The 19845-nt window shown below is 61.5% G+C and carries 20 protein-coding genes; 8 read left to right on the plus strand and 12 right to left on the minus strand.

The window, feature by feature from the left end; translation table 11 throughout:
• Positions 1-39 precede the first annotated feature (39 nt).
• Both HB780_RS17505 and HB780_RS17510 read left to right on the plus strand, forming a co-directional pair.
• Positions 40-657: a TetR/AcrR family transcriptional regulator gene (locus tag HB780_RS17505; protein WP_183694245.1), complete on the plus strand. Its 618-nt coding sequence runs from the start codon at positions 40-42 to the stop codon at positions 655-657.
• Positions 658-713: 56 nt separating this feature from the next.
• Entirely contained in the window at positions 714-1928 is a 1215-nt protein-coding gene (locus HB780_RS17510; RefSeq protein ID WP_183694248.1) for an MFS transporter, read from the plus strand.
• Here HB780_RS17510 and HB780_RS17515 read toward each other — a convergent pair whose 3' ends face one another.
• Positions 1929-3176, minus strand: coding sequence for an FAD-dependent oxidoreductase (locus HB780_RS17515; RefSeq protein ID WP_183694251.1), 1248 nt, complete (start codon positions 3174-3176; stop codon positions 1929-1931).
• Positions 3177-3186: 10 nt separating this feature from the next.
• Positions 3187-3603, minus strand: a complete 417-nt coding sequence (locus tag HB780_RS17520; RefSeq protein WP_183694254.1) for a winged helix-turn-helix transcriptional regulator — start codon at positions 3601-3603, stop codon at positions 3187-3189.
• A 136-nt stretch (positions 3604-3739) separates the two neighbouring features.
• On the opposite strand from HB780_RS17520, the gene HB780_RS17525 reads away from it, so the two are divergent.
• Positions 3740-4627, plus strand: a complete 888-nt coding sequence (locus HB780_RS17525) for an SDR family oxidoreductase (RefSeq protein ID WP_183694258.1) — start codon at positions 3740-3742, stop codon at positions 4625-4627.
• 119 nt (positions 4628-4746) lie between these two features.
• On the opposite strand, the gene HB780_RS17530 is transcribed toward HB780_RS17525, so the two are convergent.
• The 5 genes from HB780_RS17530 to nthA form a co-directional block, all read right to left on the minus strand.
• Complete coding sequence (locus HB780_RS17530; RefSeq protein WP_183694260.1) at positions 4747-5499, minus strand: pyridoxine 5'-phosphate synthase; 753 nt, start codon at positions 5497-5499, stop codon at positions 4747-4749.
• A 186-nt stretch (positions 5500-5685) separates the two neighbouring features.
• Positions 5686-6813: an ATP-dependent DNA helicase gene (locus tag HB780_RS17535; protein ID WP_183697206.1), complete on the minus strand. Its 1128-nt coding sequence runs from the start codon at positions 6811-6813 to the stop codon at positions 5686-5688.
• Between the two features lie 49 nt (positions 6814-6862).
• Positions 6863-7234 carry a nitrile hydratase accessory protein gene (locus HB780_RS17540; RefSeq protein WP_183694262.1) on the minus strand — a complete coding sequence of 124 codons (372 nt, stop codon included), beginning with the start codon at positions 7232-7234 and terminating at the stop codon, positions 6863-6865.
• The gene (nthB, locus tag HB780_RS17545) at positions 7221-7880 is read right to left on the minus strand and encodes a nitrile hydratase subunit beta (protein WP_183694265.1); all 660 of its coding nucleotides are present in this window, start codon (positions 7878-7880) and stop codon (positions 7221-7223) included. Before nthB ends, HB780_RS17540 begins: the two co-directional genes overlap by 14 nt.
• A complete protein-coding gene (gene nthA / locus HB780_RS17550; RefSeq protein ID WP_183697209.1) occupies positions 7877-8506 on the minus strand; it encodes a nitrile hydratase subunit alpha in 630 nt (209 codons plus the stop codon). Before nthA ends, nthB begins: the two co-directional genes overlap by 4 nt.
• Positions 8507-8642: 136 nt before the next feature.
• Between nthA and HB780_RS17555 the strand changes: the two genes are divergently transcribed.
• The gene (locus tag HB780_RS17555) at positions 8643-9932 is read left to right on the plus strand and encodes an SDR family oxidoreductase (RefSeq protein WP_183694268.1); all 1290 of its coding nucleotides are present in this window, start codon (positions 8643-8645) and stop codon (positions 9930-9932) included.
• Between the two features lie 2 nt (positions 9933-9934).
• Positions 9935-10411 carry a DUF2269 family protein gene (locus tag HB780_RS17560; RefSeq protein ID WP_183697212.1) on the plus strand — a complete coding sequence of 159 codons (477 nt, stop codon included), beginning with the start codon at positions 9935-9937 and terminating at the stop codon, positions 10409-10411.
• Here HB780_RS17560 and HB780_RS17565 read toward each other — a convergent pair.
• Entirely contained in the window at positions 10403-10996 is a 594-nt protein-coding gene (locus tag HB780_RS17565; protein ID WP_183694271.1) for a LysE family translocator, read from the minus strand. The two genes, HB780_RS17560 and HB780_RS17565, sit on opposite strands and share 9 nt — an antisense overlap.
• A 210-nt stretch (positions 10997-11206) precedes the next feature.
• On the opposite strand from HB780_RS17565, the gene HB780_RS17570 reads away from it, so the two are divergent.
• A complete protein-coding gene (locus HB780_RS17570) occupies positions 11207-12052 on the plus strand; it encodes an aldo/keto reductase (RefSeq protein ID WP_183694274.1) in 846 nt (281 codons plus the stop codon).
• Between the two features lie 12 nt (positions 12053-12064).
• Here HB780_RS17570 and HB780_RS17575 read toward each other — a convergent pair whose 3' ends face one another.
• The 3 genes from HB780_RS17575 to HB780_RS17585 form a co-directional block, all read right to left on the minus strand.
• Positions 12065-13033 carry a capsular polysaccharide export protein, LipB/KpsS family gene (locus HB780_RS17575; RefSeq protein WP_183697215.1) on the minus strand — a complete coding sequence of 323 codons (969 nt, stop codon included), beginning with the start codon at positions 13031-13033 and terminating at the stop codon, positions 12065-12067.
• 159 nt (positions 13034-13192) lie between these two features.
• Positions 13193-13765, minus strand: a complete 573-nt coding sequence (gene ilvN, locus HB780_RS17580; RefSeq protein WP_007696970.1) for an acetolactate synthase small subunit — start codon at positions 13763-13765, stop codon at positions 13193-13195.
• Positions 13766-13880: 115 nt separating this feature from the next.
• The gene (locus HB780_RS17585) at positions 13881-15674 is read right to left on the minus strand and encodes an acetolactate synthase 3 large subunit (protein WP_183694277.1); all 1794 of its coding nucleotides are present in this window, start codon (positions 15672-15674) and stop codon (positions 13881-13883) included.
• A 327-nt stretch (positions 15675-16001) separates the two neighbouring features.
• Here HB780_RS17585 and HB780_RS17590 point away from each other — a divergent pair, with 327 nt between their 5' ends.
• Entirely contained in the window at positions 16002-18038 is a 2037-nt protein-coding gene (locus tag HB780_RS17590; protein WP_183694280.1) for an ATP-binding protein, read from the plus strand.
• A 6-nt stretch (positions 18039-18044) separates the two neighbouring features.
• Here the strand turns inward: HB780_RS17590 and miaA are convergent, their stop codons facing one another.
• On the minus strand, positions 18045-18941 hold the full coding sequence (miaA, locus tag HB780_RS17595; protein WP_183694283.1) for a tRNA (adenosine(37)-N6)-dimethylallyltransferase MiaA: 897 nt from the start codon (positions 18939-18941) through the stop codon (positions 18045-18047).
• Here miaA and serB point away from each other — a divergent pair.
• On the plus strand, positions 18940-19830 hold the full coding sequence (gene serB, locus HB780_RS17600; RefSeq protein WP_183694286.1) for a phosphoserine phosphatase SerB: 891 nt from the start codon (positions 18940-18942) through the stop codon (positions 19828-19830). The two genes, miaA and serB, sit on opposite strands and share 2 nt — an antisense overlap.
• Positions 19831-19845: the final 15 nt, after the last annotated feature.

The following is a 19845-nucleotide window of genomic DNA, read 5'->3' on the forward strand; positions in this document are numbered from 1 at the left end:
CCGCTTGATTTGGAAACGATCATTTCCTAAAGAAGCCGCATGACAACGGACTCACTGGACATTTCGCCGAAACTCCGCGGCCGCCCACGGGAATTCGACATGGACGCAGCCCTCGACGAGGCGCTGCGCGTCTTTTCCGAGCGCGGCTATTACGCTGCGTCGATCAGCGAATTGACCGAGGCCATGGGGCTGACGGCCGGCAGCGTCTATAAGGCGTTCGGGGACAAGCGCGGCGTCTTTCTCGCCACCTTCGACCGCTATCGTAAAGTGCGGCGCGGTCTCATGGAGGAGCGTCTCTCTGCTGCCCCCAACGGCTATGAAAAGCTGCGGGCACTCGTGACCTTCTATGCGGAGTCATCCTGCGGCGACATTGGCCGCAGAGGTTGCCTCGTCGTCGGTAGCGCGACCGAGTTGGCGCTCTTTGACGAGGAAGCTGCCAACCGCGTCGCCTTCGCTTTCGAAACTGACGAACGGCATCTCGTCGACCTGATCCGCCTCGGACAGACGGACGGTTCGGTGCCGAACCATCTCGACGCGGAAAACACCGCCCGTACGATGCATTGCCTGATGAAAGGCATGCGCCTGATCGGTAAGACCGGCCGTACCCGAGAGCAGATGATCGCTGTCCTCGAGACCGCCATGACATTGCTGAACTGACTTCTCGCTAAAATGCGGGGGAGATTGCGTCCCCCAACCGCATCAAGGATCAAGACATGCCTGCCACCGCTGCCGCCACGCGGGAGAGCACACCGCTCCCTGAAAAGACCATTTCACCGTTGATGACCTTCATGTTCGCCGCCGCCTGCGGGCTGGTGGCCGCCAATCTCTATTACGGCCAGCCGCTGGCCGGCCCGATCAGCCAGGCGCTCGGCTTCACGCCGGCGGCAACCGGCCTGATCGTGACGCTGACCCAGATCGGTTATGGCCTCGGCCTGCTGCTGATCGTGCCGCTCGGCGATCTCCTGGAAAACCGCCGGCTGGTGCTGACGCTGGTAGCACTGGCGGCCGTGGCGCTCGTCGGCGCCGCCTTTGCATGGTCGCCGTCGCTCTTCCTGCTGGCCTCGCTCTGTATTGGCCTTGCCTCCGTCGCAGTACAGGTACTGGTGCCTTTCGCTGCCCATATGGCGCCGGATGCCAGCCGCGGCGCGGTCGTCGGCAATGTCATGAGCGGTCTGCTCTGTGGCATCATGCTGGCCCGGCCGGCGGCCAGCTTCCTGTCGGAACTGCTCTCCTGGCATGCCGTTTACATTATCTCCGCCGGTGTCATGATCGTCCTTGCCGTCATCCTGCGCATCGTCCTGCCAACCCGCCGTCCACACACCAAGCTGCATTATGGTCAACTGCTCTCGTCGATGGGCCATCTCGCCCTGCATACGCCGGTCTTGCAACGGCGCGCCCTCTATCAGGCCTGCATGTTCGGCGCCTTCAGCCTGTTCTGGACGACGACGCCGCTGCTGCTGGCAAGCCCGGCCTTCGGCTTGACGCAGAACGGCATCGCCCTGTTCGCACTGGCTGGTGCCGCAGGCGCCATCGCTTCGCCGATCGCCGGTCGTCTTGCCGATCGTGGCTTGACGAAGCTCGCCACCGGCTCTGCCATGGTTCTCGCCATCGTCGCCTTCCTCATCGGCCATGTCTCGGGCAGCGGCTCGCTGCTGGCGCTCATCACGCTGACGCTCTCCGGCATCATGCTCGATTTCGGTGTGCAGACCAATCTCGTCGTCGGCCAGCGCGCCATCTACGCTCTCAGCGCCGAACACCGCAGCCGCCTGAATGGGCTCTACATGGCAACATTCTTCGGTGGCGGCGCGATCGGCTCGGCGCTCGGCGGCTGGGCTTATGCCACCGGCGGCTGGAACCTTACCTCGTGGATCGGTGTCGCTTTCCCGGTCGTGGCCTTGCTTATCTTCCTGACCGAACGGGGAAAATGATCAGGATAGCTGCGGGACGACGTTCCGCAGCCAATCGCATTCGCTGAGGCCCGCCGTCGCAAAGGGATCGACTAGAGTGCCGGAGACAATCGAGGCCAATATCTGCGGTCCCGGCGGCACCTTGGCGATGGTGGCAACCAGCCGGTCGCGGAACCAGGCAAGAGCTGCCGAATCCGACTGGTAGAACGGCGTGAACGCCAGCGACAGCAGCTGGAACAGCCGCACATGCAGCCGCCGCGCTTTCGCATAGGAGGCAAGTGCCGTGTCGATATCCTCGTTGCCCGCCAGCGCATGCGCAAGTGCGGCCACGTCCAGCAACGCCATATTGGCGCCCTGCCCGAGCTGCGGACTGGTGGAATGCGCGGCATCGCCGACAAATACCGTGCGGCCGTTATAAGGTGTACCCATGGTCCGATGGGCGTAGCGCGCCAGCGTCAACTGATCCCAATCGCTGATTTGATCGAGCAAGGGCTGGCATTCCGGCCAATAGCCGCGGATCGCCGCCTTCCAGCGATCGAGACCCTGGCGGCGCACCTCGTCGACATCCGCCACCTTCAGGCTCCAGAACAATGCCGCCTGCTTTGGCACATCCGGTTGCCTTCGCCCGATCGGCAGCACGCCGATCATCACCTTCGCCTGATCGTAGCGCTGCGTCAGCGCCCTCTCATCCACCAATCCATCCGGACAATCCAGCGTCGCCCAGAAGGCACCGTAGGTGAGATTGCGTGCACGCGGCGCGGCCGGCGAAGCCGTGACCAGTTCGGAACGCGCGCCGCTGGCGTCGATGACGAGATCATATGGTCCCAGCCGCTCATTGCCCTCGACGACAAGATAGGTTTGACCGCCCTCTTCCAGCGAAGAGACCACCCGCCGTCCGGTGAAAACCAGATGTCTCCTCGCGGAGACTTCATGATAAAGCGTGTCGAACAGCGCCGCGCGATGAACCGCGAGCCCATAGCGCCCGCCGGCCAAGGCGTCATAGCGCACGTCGAGAACGGTACGGCCACGCTTCGTCTCGGTGCCGAACAGCCGGTCGATGCGATTGCCGGCCGCGTGAATGGCGGGGCCAAGGCCGAGCGATTCCAGTACGGTCAGCCCGGTCGGCTGAAGCATCAGCGCGGATCCGACCGGCGCGGGATTATCGAAACGCTCGATAATCTCGGTCTCATGGCCGGCACGCGACAGAAACAGGGCAGCGGCAAGCCCGGCGGGTCCGGCGCCGACAATGGCAATTTTCAGGGATCTCACGGGGTCGCGCTCAGTCCTGCGATTGATCGAAATGGACGCGCGCGGCGCGCACCGCTTCATGATTGGCCTCGGCCCAGTTCAAAAGCGGCGCCAGCGGCACGTAGAGCGAGCGGCCAAGATCGGTCATGCGGTATTCGACGCTCGGCGGCTTGGTTGGGAATACCTCACGACCGACATAGCCATCTCGCTGCAGGTCGCGCAGCGTCTGGGTCAGCATGCGCTGGGAAATATCGGGCACCATCCGGCGCAGTTCGCCGAAGCGATAGGGCCGCTGCGCCAATGCCTCAAGCAGCAGGATCGACCACTTGCCGCCGATCTGCGAAATCAGATCCCGCACGGGGCAATTCGTGAAATCGAGTTTGCTGATATCGACGGCACGCAGCGGTGCCTCTATGCTGCGCAGATTGACGACGGCGCTGGCGCTCATGCTGGTTCCCTTTTGGTAACGTAGAGCTGAAAAACTGCCTCCTTTACAGGTCGAAGTCAATTCCTATTCTAGTGTTAGTCTCTTTTTGAGAGCGACAAACCTCGCGAGTCCGCGGCGGTCAAACAAGGATAAAGATATGAGCAGCACCCTTCTCGTCACCGGCGCCGCCGGCCAGCTCGGCCAGCGCGTCATTCATCACCTGTTGGAAACCTACAAGGTTGCGCCCGGCCGCATCATCGCCGCCACCCGCAGCCCCGAGAAGCTCGCCGATCTCGCCGCCAAAGGCGTCGTTACCCGCAAAGCCGATTTCGATGATACCGCTACTCTTCCCGCCGCCTTCGCCGGCGTCGACCGTCTGCTGATCATCAGCACGGACGCGCTCGCAGTTCCCGGTCTGCGCCTGAAGCAGCAGACGGCTGCCGTCGAGGCCGCCAAGCAGGCCGGCGTCAAGCATATCCTTTACACCTCCATGCCCGCCCCGGAGGGTTCGCTCGTCAGCTTCGCTCCCGACCACCTCGGCACCGAAAACGCCATCAAGGCGAGCGGCATCGGCTACACCATCCTGCGCGACGCCTGGTATTTCGACAATTTCCTGATGGGCCTGCCGCATAGCCTCGAAGCCGGCAAATGGTACACCGCGACCGGCGGCGGCCGCACCAGCAACATCAGCCGCGACGACTGCGCACTCGCCATTGCCGCAGCACTCGCCTCCGACACGACGGAAAGCGCAACCTATACCTTGACCGGCTCCACATCCTTGACGATCGAAGATGTTGCATCTGTTGTCAGCAAGATCACCGGCCGTCCGCTTGAGGTCGTGCAGGCAAACGACGAACAATTCGCCGCTGGCCTCACCGGTGCCGGTCTGCCAAAATTCGTGGTCGACATGCTCGTCTCCGCCGACGCCAACACCCGCGCCGGCAAATTCGACATCCTCACCAATGATTTCAACAAGTTGACGGGCAAGGAGCCACAGACAGTGCGCGCCTTCTTCGAGGCGCATAAGGCTGCGCTGCTAGGTTGAGTTTTCGGATATCCGTCGTCCCTTCTCCCCGCGATGCGGGGAGAAGGCTAGGATGAGGGACTAGGCACTATAGCGGCCTCAACGACACCCTCGCCTGACCAGCACCAAAACCTCTCCCCTTAAACCGCCTGCCCGCAAGCCCGGCAGAACCGCCGCACCGTCTCGGCCATGCCATATTCCAGCGCATCGGCCGTCAGCCCATGGCCGATGGAGGCTTCGGCGAGCGCCGGAATGCGCTTGAGCAGCGCCGGCAAATTCGCAACCGTCAGATCATGGCCGGCATTGACGGCCAGGCCGTTGGCGATGGCCGCGTCCGCAGTCTTGCCGAGACCATCGAGAATGACAGACGCCCGCTCCGGCGCATCGTAGCAGCCGCCATAGGGGCCGGTGTAAAGCTCGATACGGTCTGCGCCGATCGCCTTGGCGATCTGCATGGCTTCCGCGTCGCCGTCGCCATCGGCGAATAGCGAAACACGGCAGCCTATCTTCTTGTATTGGACGATGACGTCGGCAAGCAGGTTATGATTTTTGCGGAAATCCCAACCGTGATCGGAAGTCGCCTGCGACGGATCGTCGGGCACCAGCGTCACCTGCTCGGGTTCGACCGAGGCGCAGAGATCGAAAAACTCATCGGACGGATAGCCCTCGATATTGAACTCGGCTTCCGGAAACTCGTCGTCGATCAGTGCCCGGATCTCGGGCAGATCGGAGAAACGGATGTGCCGCTGATCCGGCCGCGGATGCACCGTCAAGCCACTGGCGCCGGCGGCCAGTGCAATGCGTCCGAGCCCTGTGACGCTCGGCCAGGGCAGATCACGCCGATTGCGCAGCATTGCGATGGCGTTGAGGTTCACGGAAAGCTTGGCAGGCATGATCGAAATCCATGATTTTCAAAGAGGATGATGGCGTCGTTTTATGCCATTGCGCGCCGCAAGACCAACGAGATTCGAACATCGATCCATGCAAAAGATTGATCATTTTTTGCTCGAGACAATGTCGCCCACCCTCGCGGGATGCAAAGAGCGTCATCGTCAACGTTTCGAAGGAGAAAAGCGGACCTAGCGGACGATGGTCAACGTCTCGGCGGCGCGCGTGATCGCCGTATAGAGCCAACGCTCACGCGTGTCGCGAAATGCCCAGCTCTCATCGAACAGCACCACATTGTTCCACTGCGAACCCTGCGCCTTATGAACGGTCAGCGCATAGCCGTAATCGAACTCATCATAGCGCTTGCGCGTCGCCCAGGGAATCTCGCCCTCGACATCCTCGAAGGCCTGCTTCAGAAGCTTGATCTTCGCCGCGCCCCGATCCATGTCGTCGTCTTCCGGGCGGATAAGCAGGTTGATGCCGGGCTTCGTCGTTTCCTTCGAAGAGGTCATCACCTGCCAGAGCGAGCCGTTGAGCAGCCCCTTGGCGGGATCGTTACGCAGGCACACCAGCTTGTCGCCGGATTGCGGATATTCGGTCGCAAAGCCCTTGAGTTCGCGCAGACGCTGATTGTAGCGCTTGCGGGTGCGGTTGGTGCCAACCAGCACCTGGTCCGCATCCATCACCAAGGGCTGCGTGACCTCGTTCTTCGAAATCACCTTTGCCGCGCCGTAGTCGCCATGCATGATCTCCTTGCCCTCACGCACATGCATGGCGAGCTGGATGATCGGGTTGTCACGGGCCTGACGGTGAATATCCGTCAGCAGATAGTCCGGCTCTTCGTTGGTGAAGAAGCCGCCTCCCGAGATCGGCGGCAACTGGCCGGGATCGCCGAGCACGAGGATCGGCGTGCCGAAGCTCATCAGATCCTTGCCGAGCGCCTCGTCCACCATCGAACATTCGTCGACGATGATCAGCGCCGCCTTGGCGACCGGGCTCTGCCGATTGATGGTGAACATCGGCGCCATGGAGGTCTTGCCGGTTTCCTCATCCTCGACGGATTCTTCGCCGCGCGGACGATAGATCAGTGAATGAATGGTCTTGGCATTGCTGGCACCGCGCGAGCGCAGCACTTGAGCCGCCTTGCCGGTAAAGGCCGCGAACAGGACTTCGCCATCGACATGCTCGGCAAAATGCCGGGCAAGCGTTGTCTTGCCCGTGCCGGCATAGCCGAACAGACGGAACAGCGGCGAGCGCCCCTCTTTCAGCCATTTGGCAACGGCCTTGAGGGCTTCATCTTGTTGCGGCGCGAATTGCATGGCTCGACTTGGCAGGATTCGGCCCATGGACGCAAGCAGTAAAAGCCGTTCAGCGCCGCGGATCGTTTTCCAGCAGGATCGGCTTGCCATGCGGCGTTGCCTCCGCAGCGCGCTGCCAGCTTTTCTGCAGATCGAGGATCGCGCCGGCATCGGCGACACCACGACTGACTAGCAGACCAGAAAGTGCCGCCACCCAGCAATCGAAATAGTCGCTGCCGTCTTCTGCCCGACCGGGTTTGTGCAGCTCGGCTGAAAGCCGCTCCGCCCATTCGCCCCAGCTGAACAGCCCCTTCTCGTGCAGATGCACGGTCATGGCAAACGCCTCCGCCGCCCAGGGCTCGGGAAAGACCGGCTCGCCATCGGCGGATTTCGGCAGTTGCGGCGATTGCGCTAGGGGTGACACTACCTCACACGCGCTCAAGATAGCTCTCCCATGCGTCGATGGAGATGGTGAGCGAAGGATCGGCGCCCTCGCCCCAGATCTCCAGCGCGTCGAAGACGACCGTATAGACCCATTGCGGGTTCTCGCCCTTGCCATGGGCATTATCGTCCGGAAAAACGAACGAGCCCTGCACGGCCTCCACCACCCCCGTCTTGGCGCGGGCATAGCGCGGCAGGCGGGTATGTCCCGTTGGGTTAAAGTTCTTCGTCCGCACGCGATCACCAACCGCAAAATGCGGCGCGGTCTCGACCGGCCGGTCGCAGGGACCGCCTTTGGCGAGAGCGCCGGCAACCATATCGGCCCTCAGCACGCGTTTCGGCACCGTCCCTTGCTGCGACGAATGGCCGGCCTGCAATTCCTCGCGTGTAGCAAAGCCATGCCTTTCCAGCAGCATCTCGATACCGCGCGTCCAGATCTCGTAGTAGCTGGCGCCAAGGTATTCTGCGGGCGGGATACTTTCCCGCGCGTGCCGGCTTTCATCAATGGTCCAGGCAGTGAACGCGCCACAGGAAAGCGTGATGCCGAGCGCACGCTTTTCCCATTCTGCATGGAAATAGGGCTCATTCGGCTCGGGCGCGACCGGACCGAAACCCATCTGCCCGCCGAGATCATGCGGCCCGTTCATATCGCCGCCTCCGGAGCCTTGGCGATCGCCGTACCGATCATGGCATCGCGGCTGACGAGATCGGCCAGAGCCGCTTCATCCAAACCCTCGGTGCCATCCGGACGTTCGGGAATGACGAGATAACGCAGTTCCGCCGTCGAATCCCAGACGCGAATTTTCTGGCCTTCCGGCAGGGTCAGGCCGAATTCCGCCAACACGCCGCGCGGATCGATGACTGCGCGGGAGCGGTATGCCGGCGCCTTGTACCAGACCGGCGGCAAGCCAAGCACCGCCCAGGGATAACAGGAGCAAAGCGTGCAGACGACGAGGTTATGGGTCTCCGGCGTATTGAAGACCGCGCGCATATGCTCGCCCTGCCGGCCCGTGAAACCGAGGCTGGCAATCGCCGCCGCCGCATCGCGCTTCAACCAGTCGGTAAACTCCGGATCGCTCCAGGCTTTGGCCACCACCAGCGCCCCGTTGCGCGGCCCGACCTTCGTCTCATAGGCCTCCACGATGGCATCGATCGCCAAGGGATCGATCAACCCCTTTTCCGTCAGCAACGTCTCCAGCGCTTTCACGCGGGCCTGCATGTCGGAATAGTGGTTGTCGTGATCATGGTGATGATGGTCGTCATGATCGTGCATCATGGATCTCCCTGTCGAATGAGACTCAAGTCTAAGCCTTGGTCAAACGGTCGCCAAGCACCTTCTTCATTGTTTCAACCGCGCTTAGATGCCGCAACCCACTGCCTTTGCTGGCGCTTTTGGCTAGTCTATTGCCATGAACATTCTGATTCTCGGCGCAACTGGTTTCATTGGCTCCGTGGTCGCGACGCGACTGCGCGCGGACGGGCATGTGGTTACGGGCCTCGCCCGCAATCCCGACCGAGCGCGCATCAAACATCCCTCGATCACTTGGATCAAAGCCGATCTGGCGACGATGACGGAACCTTCCGACTGGCTGGTGCTGCTGAGTGGCCATCAGGCCGTCATCAATTGCGCTGGCGCGCTTCAAGATGGGCTTTCGGACGATCTCTCCGCGACCCAGGAAAGAGCGATGCTCGCCCTCTACGCTGCCGCCAAGCAATCCGGAACTGAGCTTATCGTGCAGATTTCTGCACGCACCGACGGCGGCGGCAGGGAGCAACCGTTCCTGGCAACGAAACGCAGCGCCGACGAAGCACTGGCGGCCAGCGGACTCAACCATGTGATCCTGAGACCCGCACTTGTTATCGGGCGCAACGCGCATGGCGGCACGGCGCTGCTACGCGCGCTTGCCGCCATGCCCTTCATCCTGCCACTCATTCATGCGCAAAGCCCGATCGAAACTGTCTCGGTCGACGACGTCGCGGCGACCGTTTCAAAGGCAGTCGCCGGTCAATTTTCATCCGGCGCAGATATCGATCTCGCCGGTGGTGACGTGTTGACGCTCCGCGATCTGGTCGCTCTTCATCGAAACTGGCTCGGCCTTCCGCCGGCACCAGTCGTGCCGATACCGACCGGTCTGGCAAGACCGGTCACATGGGCGGCGGATATCGCCGGGCGGTTCGGATGGCGTTCGCCGCTCCGCTCAACTGCGATGGCGGTGATGTCCGAAGGCGTTCTGAGCCGCGGGGACGCGCAACACCGTCCCGGCCAGCCTCTGGCAACAGTGGCAGAAATCCTCGATGCCAATCCTTCCGGCATTCAGGATTTGTGGTCCGCCCGCCTCTATCTGCTGAAACCGCTGATGATCGCTGGCCTGGCGCTGTTCTGGATGCCGTCCGGAATTGTGCCATTGCTGGCCCCGATCGCCGCAAGCAGGCATTTCCTGCCCTTCATGTCCTCGGGCATGGCGACGACGTTGACGATCGCCACCTGTTTTCTCGATATTGCCCTCGGCGCGCTCGTGCTGGTGCGGCCTTTCTCACGCGCGGCACTTTACGGAATGCTTGTCGTCACCCTCGCCTATCTCACTGGCGGCACTTTGCTTGAACCATCCCTTTGGCTCGATCCGCTCGGGCCGCTCGTCAAAGTCCTGCCATCGATCCTTTTGACGGTTGCGACGCTCGCGGTATTGGAGGAACGCTGATGCTGGCGGAAGAGCTTCTTCGTCTCTTGCATGTCATCGGCGCCACCGTTCTTTTCGGAACCGGCGCGGGCATCGCCTTCTTCATGGTCATGGCGCATCGCACCGGCGATCCCAAACTCATTGCGCATGTCGCCGGAACGGTCGTCATCGCCGATACGATCTTTACCGCAACTGCCGCCATTCTCCAGCCGGTAACCGGCTATCTTCTGGCGCAATCGATCGGCTGGTCGCTTCAGGAGGGATGGATCGCCCTGTCCTTGCTGCTCTACGTTTTCACCGGAATCTTCTGGCTGCCGGTGGTCTGGATACAGATCCGGCTGCGCAATCTCGCCCGCACGGCATCAGCGACGGGATTGCCGCTGCCAGCAGCCTATCATCGGCTCTATCGCATCTGGTTTGCCTGCGGCTTTCCCGCCTTTTTCGCCGTGCTCGGCATAATCTGGCTGATGCTCAACAAGCCGGCGATTACACTATTTTAGCATCGGCCAGAGGCTGATAACCAAGAGAACCGCCATGGTAATATTGAACCATTTCAACCGGACCGGGTCAGAGAGCCAGTCGCGCAGAGCCGAGCCGAAGCCCGCCCAGGTCGAGACGCTTGGCACATTGACGGCTGCGAAGGCGACGCCGACGAGCAGGACGCTGACGAGATAAAGCTGCTCGTTGGTGTAGGTCGCCATCGCCGTCACAGCCATCACCCAGGCCTTGGGATTGACCCATTGAAAGGCCGCAGCACTCAGGAAGCTCATCGGCTGCGCACCGCTTTCCTTCTCTGCAATGCTGCGCGAAGTGGCGATCTTCCAGGCGATCCAGACGAGATAGGCGCCGCCGGCAAATTTCAGGACGGTGTAAAGGAGCGGCAAAGTATGCAGCAGCGCACCCAAACCCAGTCCGACACCGAGCAGCAGCGACAAGAAGCCGGCGCCAATGCCGAGCATATGCGGGATCGTGCGGCGAAAACCGAAATTCACGCCCGATGCGAACAGCATCATATTGTTCGGCCCCGGCGTGATCGAGGTCGTGAAAGCGAACAGTAGAAGAGCCAGAAACGTATCCAGCGCCATAAAGCCTCCTCGGACATCGCTCCGTTGTGACAAGCGGTGTCCATTTCATCCATTGCGATGCGCCATATCATGGCGGCGCATATCTGGCACATCCCTAATTCGCCCTGGATTCGAATGCCATCCGACGATTGTCACAGTGACATGAATGGTCCTCATTGAAATCCCGGTGAACGGACTTATCCTTGCCCTTGTTGGCAACGAGGATAGACCATGCACGATCCCATTCCCACCGTTACCCTCCCCTCCGGCATCATGGTGCCCGCACTCGGCCAGGGCACATGGAATATGGGCGAAAATACCGCCCGCGCCGAAGATGAAATCACCAGCCTGCAGGCCGGCCTCGACCTTGGCATGATGCTGATCGACACCGCCGAGATGTATGGCGACGGCGGCTCCGAGGAAATCGTCGGCAAGGCCATCGAAGGACGGCGCGACGAGGTATTCCTGGTCAGCAAGGTCTATCCCCATAACGCAAGCCGCAAGGGCACGATCGAGGCTTGTGAGCGCAGCCTCAAGCGGATGAAGACCGACCGCATTGACCTCTATCTGCTGCATTGGCGCGGCGAGCATCGCCTGGCCGAAACGGTGGCCGCTTTCGAAAGCCTGAAGGCTGCCGGCAAGATCGGCGCATGGGGCGTGTCGAATTTCGATGTCGACGATATGGAGGAACTGCTTGCGGTGCCCGACGGTGTCAACGTCGCCGCCAATCAGGTTCTCTACAATCTCGCTCGACGCGGCATCGAATATGATGTGCTGCCCTGGTGCCAGGAGCGTAACATTCCAATCATGGCTTATTCGCCGATCGAACAGGGCCGATTGTTGCATCATCCGGACTTAATCCATATCGCCAAGACCTATCAGGCGACCCCGGCCCAGGTGGCGCTCGCCTTTCTGCTGGAGCGCGACGATGTGATCGCCATCCCCAAGAGCTCCAATCCGCAGCGTGTCGAGGAAAATCGCGGCGCCGTTTCGCTCGACATCAGCGATGAGGACTGGGCCACCCTCGACGCCGCCTTCCCGCCGCCATCGCGGAAGAAGCCGCTGGAAATGCTCTAATCGAGATCTTTGCTAGGCTTCGGCACGCTGCTGCGCAACGATCAGCTCGATCGCCTGAAAGACATCCATCAATTGCCAGTTCGAGGGATCTCGATAGGTCGGATAAAACGAAAGAGCCGCGGCCGCGATCTGGTCGACCGTTCGCAGCTTCGTTCTGTTCCCGGCAAGCGTCACTTTCGCAAGCACGCCAAAACGATCTTCCGTTACACCCCAGCCGGCATAGAAGGGCGCGGCATAGCAGCGAACCGGAATGCCACGCAGCAGCGCATCGAAGCCGAACTGGCTGGAGACCGTCCAGACCTCGTCCACGATATCAAGAAGCGACGCCACCGATACCGCATCATTGAGAAATATCACACCACCCTTGGCGGCGGTATCCGTGGTCAGATATCCCTTGGCGTGGCCGGCCATGACGTCCGGATGGGTCCGGATCAGACATTGGGCGCCGCTTGCCAGCGCATCGGCCAGCATCCGCTCGAATGAGGCGCGTGAACCGAGCGCCTTGCCGACGGAGATATCGCCGACAACCTGGTCGACCAGCAGGATGCGACGCTTCGTCGTCCGCTCGATGGTCGGCGCCCTGTGCGGCAGGTGATTGTATTTCGACAGCCTGTGAAGGACGATCTGCTCGCGGATGGCCTTGCCCAGCGCGCCTGCCTCGTCTGCGCCGGCGATCAGCCACTCGAGGCGCGAGGGCCGGCTCGCATCCACCGGCAGTCCGAGATCGTCAACCACGATGGAGAGCGGCATGGCGCCCGCTTTCCCCAGTCCGACCGAGCGCAGAAAACCGTCTTCGAGATTCCAGCGCGGCAGACCGCGCAACCGCGCAATCGCCGCCGCCGTCTTTGCCGGCACGCGGCCGCCCCAGGATAACACGCCGCCAATCCCGGGCGACAGGGTGGTCGCGATCGTCTGCGCCCCGAAATAGTGACCGAGCCAGGGAAAGGCATTGCGGACATAAAAGGTGGCGCCGAGGCGCATACCATCAGGCGGATACCAGCTCTTTTCACCGGCTTCCGGCAAATGATCCCCGGTCGAAAATTCCACCTATGCTACCCCTGCCTGAGATGGGGTCTGTCACCGCCCCGAACGCCGCGAAACCTATGCGACGCCCGGAGATCGGTCAATGACGGGCGTGTCTCACATCCCCTGCGAACCGCGGTTCATCGCCGCGATGCCGGTGCGGCAGACTTCGATCAGGCCGAGCGGCTTGATGATGGCCACGAACTGGTCGATCTTCGAGGACTTGCCGGTGATTTCGAAAATGAAATGCTCGACGGTGGCATCCACTACCTTGGCATGGAAGGCGTCGGCCAGGCGCAGCGTTTCGGAGCGGGTCTCGCCGTTCCCCGCGACCTTCAGCAGCGCCACTTCGCGCTCGATCGGCCGCTCCTGGCCGAGTTCGCGGGCGCGCACCGTCAGGTCGACGACGCGATGAACCGGCACGATGCGCTCCAGCTGTGCCTTGATCTGTTCCAGCACCTGCGGCGTACCGCGCGTAACAACGGTGATGCGCGACAGATGCGCCTGGTGCTCGGTTTCCGAAACGGTCAGGCTTTCGATGTTGTAGCCGCGACCGGAGAAAAGGCCGATGACGCGCGCTAGCACGCCGGGCTCGTTATCGACGAGAACCGATAGCGTATGGCTCTCGGCCGCCGCCGTTTCCGGCGAAATGAAGTAGGCGGAGCCTGTGGGTTGAAGGTGTGCGTTCATTGTCCTTGTTCCGTTTCCTCGGTTCTTATCTTCGGGAAGTCAGCACGGCGTCTGCAATATAGCGGCTAATCGAAAGGCCCGGGACCCGGGAAATTCCCGTGTCCCGGCGATCCGATCAAACGAGCGCACGGCCCTTGGCGTCGATAGCGTTGGCGACGGCTTCATCGGTGGCTTCATCCGGCAGCAACATCTCGTTATGCGCCTTGCCCGAGGGGATCATCGGGAAGCAGTTGGCAAGATTGGCGACGCGGCAATCGAAAATGACCGGCTTGTCGACATCGATCATCTCCTGGATCATCGCATCGAGATCGCCGGGCTTTTCGCAGCGCAGGCCGACAGCGCCGTAGGCTTCCGCCAGCTTGACGAAATCGGGCATGGCCTCGGTGTAGGAGTTCGACAGGCGGTTGCCGTGCAGCAGCTGCTGCCACTGGCGCACCATGCCCATGTACTGGTTGTTCAGGATGAAGATCTTGATCGGCGCATTGTGCTGGATCGCCGCCGACATTTCCTGAATGCACATCTGGATCGAGGCATCGCCAGCGATATCGATGACCAGGCTTTCCGGATGGGCGATCTGCACGCCGAGAGCTGCCGGCAGACCATAACCCATGGTGCCCAGGCCGCCCGAGGTCATCCAGCGGTTCGGCTCCTCGAAGCCATAGAACTGCGCCGCCCACATCTGATGCTGACCGACTTCGGTCGTGATGTAGGTATCGCGATGCTTGGTCAGCTCATAGAGACGCTGGATGGCATATTGCGGCATGATGACATCGCCGCTCTGCTTGTAGGCAAAGGAATTGCGCGCACGCCAACGGGCGATGTTTGCCCACCAGTCGCCAAGACGATCGGCAGCCGGCTTCTGCGGCAGGGCCCGCCACAGGCGAACCATGTCTTCCAGAACATTGCCGACATCGCCGAGGATGCCGATATCAACGTGGACGTTCTTGTTGATCGACGACGGGTCGATGTCGATGTGGATCTTCTTGGAATTCGGCGAAAAGGCATTCAGGCGACCGGTGATACGGTCGTCGAAGCGCGCGCCGATGCAGACCATGACGTCGCAATCATGCATCGCCAGATTTGCTTCGTAAGAGCCGTGCATGCCGAGCATGCCGAGCCAGCTCTTGCCCGATGCCGGATAGGCGCCGAGACCCATCAGCGTCGAGGTAATCGGAAAACCGGTCAGCTCGACCAGCTCGCGCAGCAGCTTCGAGGCTTCCGGGCCGGAATTGACGACGCCGCCGCCAGAATAGATGACCGGCTGGCGCGCATTCGCCATCAGCTCGATAGCTTGCTTGATCTTGTTGAGATCGCCTTGAATCTTGGGCTGATAGCTCTTCTGGGCGTCATGCGCTTCCGGCGGCGTATAGGTGCCGGTGGCGAACTGAACATCCTTCGGAATATCGACGACAACAGGACCCGGACGGCCGGACTGGGCGATGCGGAATGCTTCGTGAATGACGGCGGCGAGCTGGTTGACGTCCTTGACCAGCCAGTTGTGCTTGGTGCAGGGCCGCGTGATACCGACCGTGTCACATTCCTGGAACGCGTCCGAGCCGATCAGCGAAGTGGGAACCTGACCGGTCAGGCAGACCAGCGGGATCGAATCCATCAGAGCGTCCTGCAGCGGCGTGACCGCATTCGTCGCGCCGGGGCCGGAAGTAACCAGCATCACGCCGACCTTGCCAGTCGAGCGAGCATAGCCTTCGGCCGCATGACCCGCGCCCTGCTCGTGGCGAACGAGAATGTGCTGGATGTCGTCCTGCTGGAAGATCTCGTCATAGATCGGAAGAACAGCGCCGCCCGGATAACCGAAGATGTGTTCGACGCCATTGTCCTTGAGCGCCCGCAACACGATCTCCGCGCCTGTCATCTGGTTGCTGCTCGCCTGATTATCTGTGCCGGTCATACGTTTGTTCCGTATCTGCTGGAGGTTTGGAAAAATGAAATCTCGATTTCGGGCATAAAAAAAGGCTCCTTGGGGAGCCTGTCGTCTTGCGCATGGGTGGCTACCGCCGGATGGTTACACCATCCTGCCCATGCGCTGTCCCACCACAATAAGAGCCGTCGAGTTTTTCATGGGCTGGAGTGATAGACAGAAAATTTCCAAGCGTCAACGCATTCCGCAATAAAAAATCGCGGCGCATCCCGTTCCCTTTAAAAAGCGCGGCTGGCCGAAAGGGTTTTATTAAGCCGCCATCCCTATGCTCCATTTCCTAACGCTGGGAGTAGCCGTTTGCTCAATAACGACTTGCAGACGTCCGGCAAAGCTGGAGACCTTGATCGCCGTGACGAGCTAAAGCCGGGAAATCGTTTCCTCGGCCGCGTTGTCGCGTGCACCGGTTCCAGGGCAACCATCGCCGCCGTCGCCGTGGATGGCGGCACCGATCTGACCGAACTCTGGTCGGTGGGCAAGTTGATTTCCATCAGCGTCGGCACCAATCGCGTTGCCGCCCTCGTCTACGCCATGAATACCGGCAATAATGGCTGGGGCGAAGGACAGGACAATCTTTTCCGCATCGAAGTGGAGCTGCTAGGCGAAGTCCGCGTCGGACCAAATGGGCGCGAGGAATTTTCGAGCGGCATTTCGGCCTATCCCTATCTCGGCGCCGTAGCGCATCGCATCCGAGCCGCCGACCTGATGCGTATCTATGACGCCGGCAAGGACAGCAGCTGCGTCGTCGGCAAGCTGACGCAGGACGAGAGCATCGACGCCGCCATCCATATTCCTTCGATGCTGGCCAAGCATTTTGCCGTGGTCGGCTCCACCGGCGTCGGTAAATCGACCGCCGTCTCGCTGCTCTTGCACAAGGCGATCGCCTCCGATCCCAAGCTGCGCGTGCTGATCCTCGACCCACACAACGAATTCGCCGCCGCCTTCCCCAAGCATTCCGTCGTCATCGATACCGATACGCTCGACCTGCCCTTCTGGCTGATGCGGCTGGAGGAATTCGCCGAGGTCATCTTTCGCGGTCGTCCGCCGATCGCCGACGAACTGGACATGTTGCGCGATATTATTCCGGAGGCAAAGCGCGCCTTTCGCGGCAGCGACTCACCGCTGATGCGCCGCCAGTCCGAGAAAAGCTCGGTGACCGCCGATACGCCGGTACCCTATCGCATGGCCGACCTCTTGGCTCTGATCGACGAGCGCATCGGCCGGCTCGAGGGCCGCCAGGAAAAACCGCATCTGCGCTCGCTGAAAATGCGCGTCATCTCGGCGATCAACGATCCGCGCTACCACTTCATGTTTTCCAACAGCACGATCAGCGACACGATCATGGAAACGATCGCGCAGATCTTCCGCATTCCGGGCGACGATAGACCGATCTGCACCTTTCAGCTCGCCGGCATCCCCTCCGAAGTCGTCAATTCCGTCGCCTCCGTCCTCTGCCGGATGGCCTTCGAACTGACTTTGTGGAGTGACGGCGCAATCCATATGCTCGTCGTCTGCGAGGAGGCGCATCGCTATATCCCCGCCGACCCGACGCTCGGCTTCTTCCCGACCCGCCAGGCGATTGCCCGCATTGCCAAGGAAGGCCGTAAATACGGCGTGTCTCTCGGCATCATCACCCAGCGCCCGGGCGAGCTCGACCAGACGATCCTGTCGCAATGCTCGACGGTGTTTGCCATGCGCCTCGCCAATGACCGCGACCAGGACATCATCCGTTCGGCCATTCCGAACTCCTCGATCTCGACGACCAGCTTCCTCTCCTCCATCGGCAATGGCGAAGCCATCGCCTTTGGCGAGGCGATCGCCGTGCCGATGCGTATGCGCTTCTCCCGTGTCGAGGAGCATCTGCTGCCGAAGGCCAATAGCAGCGTTGCCAGAACCAGCGAGGACACGCCTGATACCGTCGATCTGCGCACCATCGTCAGCCGCATGCGTTCGATTGCAGGCCCCGATATCTCCTCGTTCCAGCAGAGCTACGCGACCTTGAACGACGCAGCTGATGATATGGACAAGGATATCGATGATGACTATGTCGAGCAGCCTATCCCCATTCCGCAACCGACCAGAATTGCCGCGCCGCCGATAGAACCCTATCGGCCCGACATGCTGCCGCGCCCCGTGACACCAGCCGTCGACGCCACACCCCGAACCTCGATCGATAGCCGGCTTGCCGAACTGCGTCGTGACTATCGCGGCGATGACAATGCGGGGAGCCAGCCATACCAGGCACGAGACGCCGCCCCGCCGCGGCGCGAACCTGGTCTGTCACTGCGCGACAGCATCCTGAAGAAGCCGCTGAGCAGCCTTTATAACAAGGACTGACGTCGGCTACGGGATGACGCGCTCCCAACTCTCATCCATCTGATTGCGAAACCAGGTCATTTGCCGCTTGGCATATTGCCGCGTCGCGGCAGCCCCGGTTTCCAGAACCTCCGCGCGTGTCATCTCGCCCGTCAGCATCGCGGCGATCTGCGACACGCCGATCGCTTTCATGACAGGCATCTCCGGTGACAGATCCAACGCCAGTAGCGCTTTCACCTCATCCTCGGCCCCCATGGCGAGCATCTTCTCGAAACGACCGTTGATGCGCTGATGCAGGACGGCCCGGTCCGGCAGCACGACGATCTTCCGAGCGCGATCAGCATCGATAATGACCGGCCCGGTCCGGCCCTGAAAAACGGCGATAGATTGCCCAGTCGCCTCGATCACCTCCAGGGCTCGCACGATACGTTGGCCGTCCTGTGGGTTGAGGCTTTCCGCCACCGTAGGATCGTGAAGGACCAGCTCGCGATAAAGCTCGTCGGGTCCCTCCGCCAGCAATCGCTCCCGCAAGCGGCTACGAATCTCCCTGGGGATATCGGGCATATCGGAAAGCCCGCCGGTCAGCGCCTTGAAATAGAGCCCGGTGCCGCCGACAAAGACGGGCACCCGACCTTCCTCGCGCAACTGCGCCAGCAATGCCGCCGCCTCGCGCAGCCAGACGCCCGTGGAATAAGCTTGCCCCGCCGGTACATGACCGTAGAGATGGTGCAGAATGCCTTCCATATCGGCTTCAGATGGGCGGGCCGTCAGTATGCTGAGCGTGTCGTAAACCTGCATGCTGTCGGCATTGACGACAACGCCGCCATGCGCGCGCGCCAATTCCACCGCAAGCGCGGACTTGCCGCTGGCGGTCGGCCCGGTTATCAGGATCGCGTCGATATCGCTCACAGGATTTCTGATCATGGCCTTCGTTGCCACGCTTATTGCCAATCCGTCAAACCCCGTTCTCGTTCCGGCCATCGCCGAGCGTGCGTCGGACGCCGTTAAAGCGTCGGGACTTTATTGGCTGGCCGACGGCATCGCCTGCGATATCGCATTGCGCGACGGCGCCGATCCGCAGGCCGCCGAAGCCGATATTCGAGCGGTCATCGGCAGTGCCCCGATCGATCTGGTCATCCAGGACGCGGAGACACGCCGCAAGAAGCTGCTGATCGCCGACATGGATTCGACCATGATCGGCCAGGAATGCATCGACGAACTGGCGGCCGAAGTTGGCCTCAAGGACAAGGTCGCGACGATTACCGCCCGCGCCATGAACGGCGAGATCGCCTTCGAGCCGGCACTGCGCGAGCGTGTCGCTCTTTTGAAGGGCCTGCCGATTTCCGTTGTCGACGAGGTCATAGCCAAGCGCATCACCCTTACCCCAGGCGGAGCCGAGCTGATCGCTACGATGAAGGCCAAGGGCTATTACACCGCCCTCGTCTCCGGCGGCTTCACCGTTTTCACGAGCCGCATCGCCGCGACCCTGGGCTTCGATGAGGATCACGCCAATATCCTGCTGGAAGATGATGGTATCCTGAACGGCCTTGTCGCCGAACCGATCCTCGGCAAGCAGGCCAAGATCGACGCGCTCAACGATATCGCCGAAAAGCTTGGCATCTCCCCGGAAGACGCACTCGCGGTCGGCGATGGCGCCAATGATCTCGGCATGCTGCAACTCGCCGGCTCCGGCGTCGCCCTGCACGCCAAGCCATCGGTGGCCGCTGAGGCGAAAATGCGCATCGACCACGGAGACCTGACCGCTCTGCTCTATATCCAGGGCTATCGGAAGAGTGATTTCGTCAGAGCATAATGTCGGCGGAAACCC

It is taken from the genome of Rhizobium lusitanum, from assembly GCF_014189535.1.
GTDB classification, from domain to species: domain Bacteria; phylum Pseudomonadota; class Alphaproteobacteria; order Rhizobiales; family Rhizobiaceae; genus Rhizobium; species Rhizobium lusitanum_C.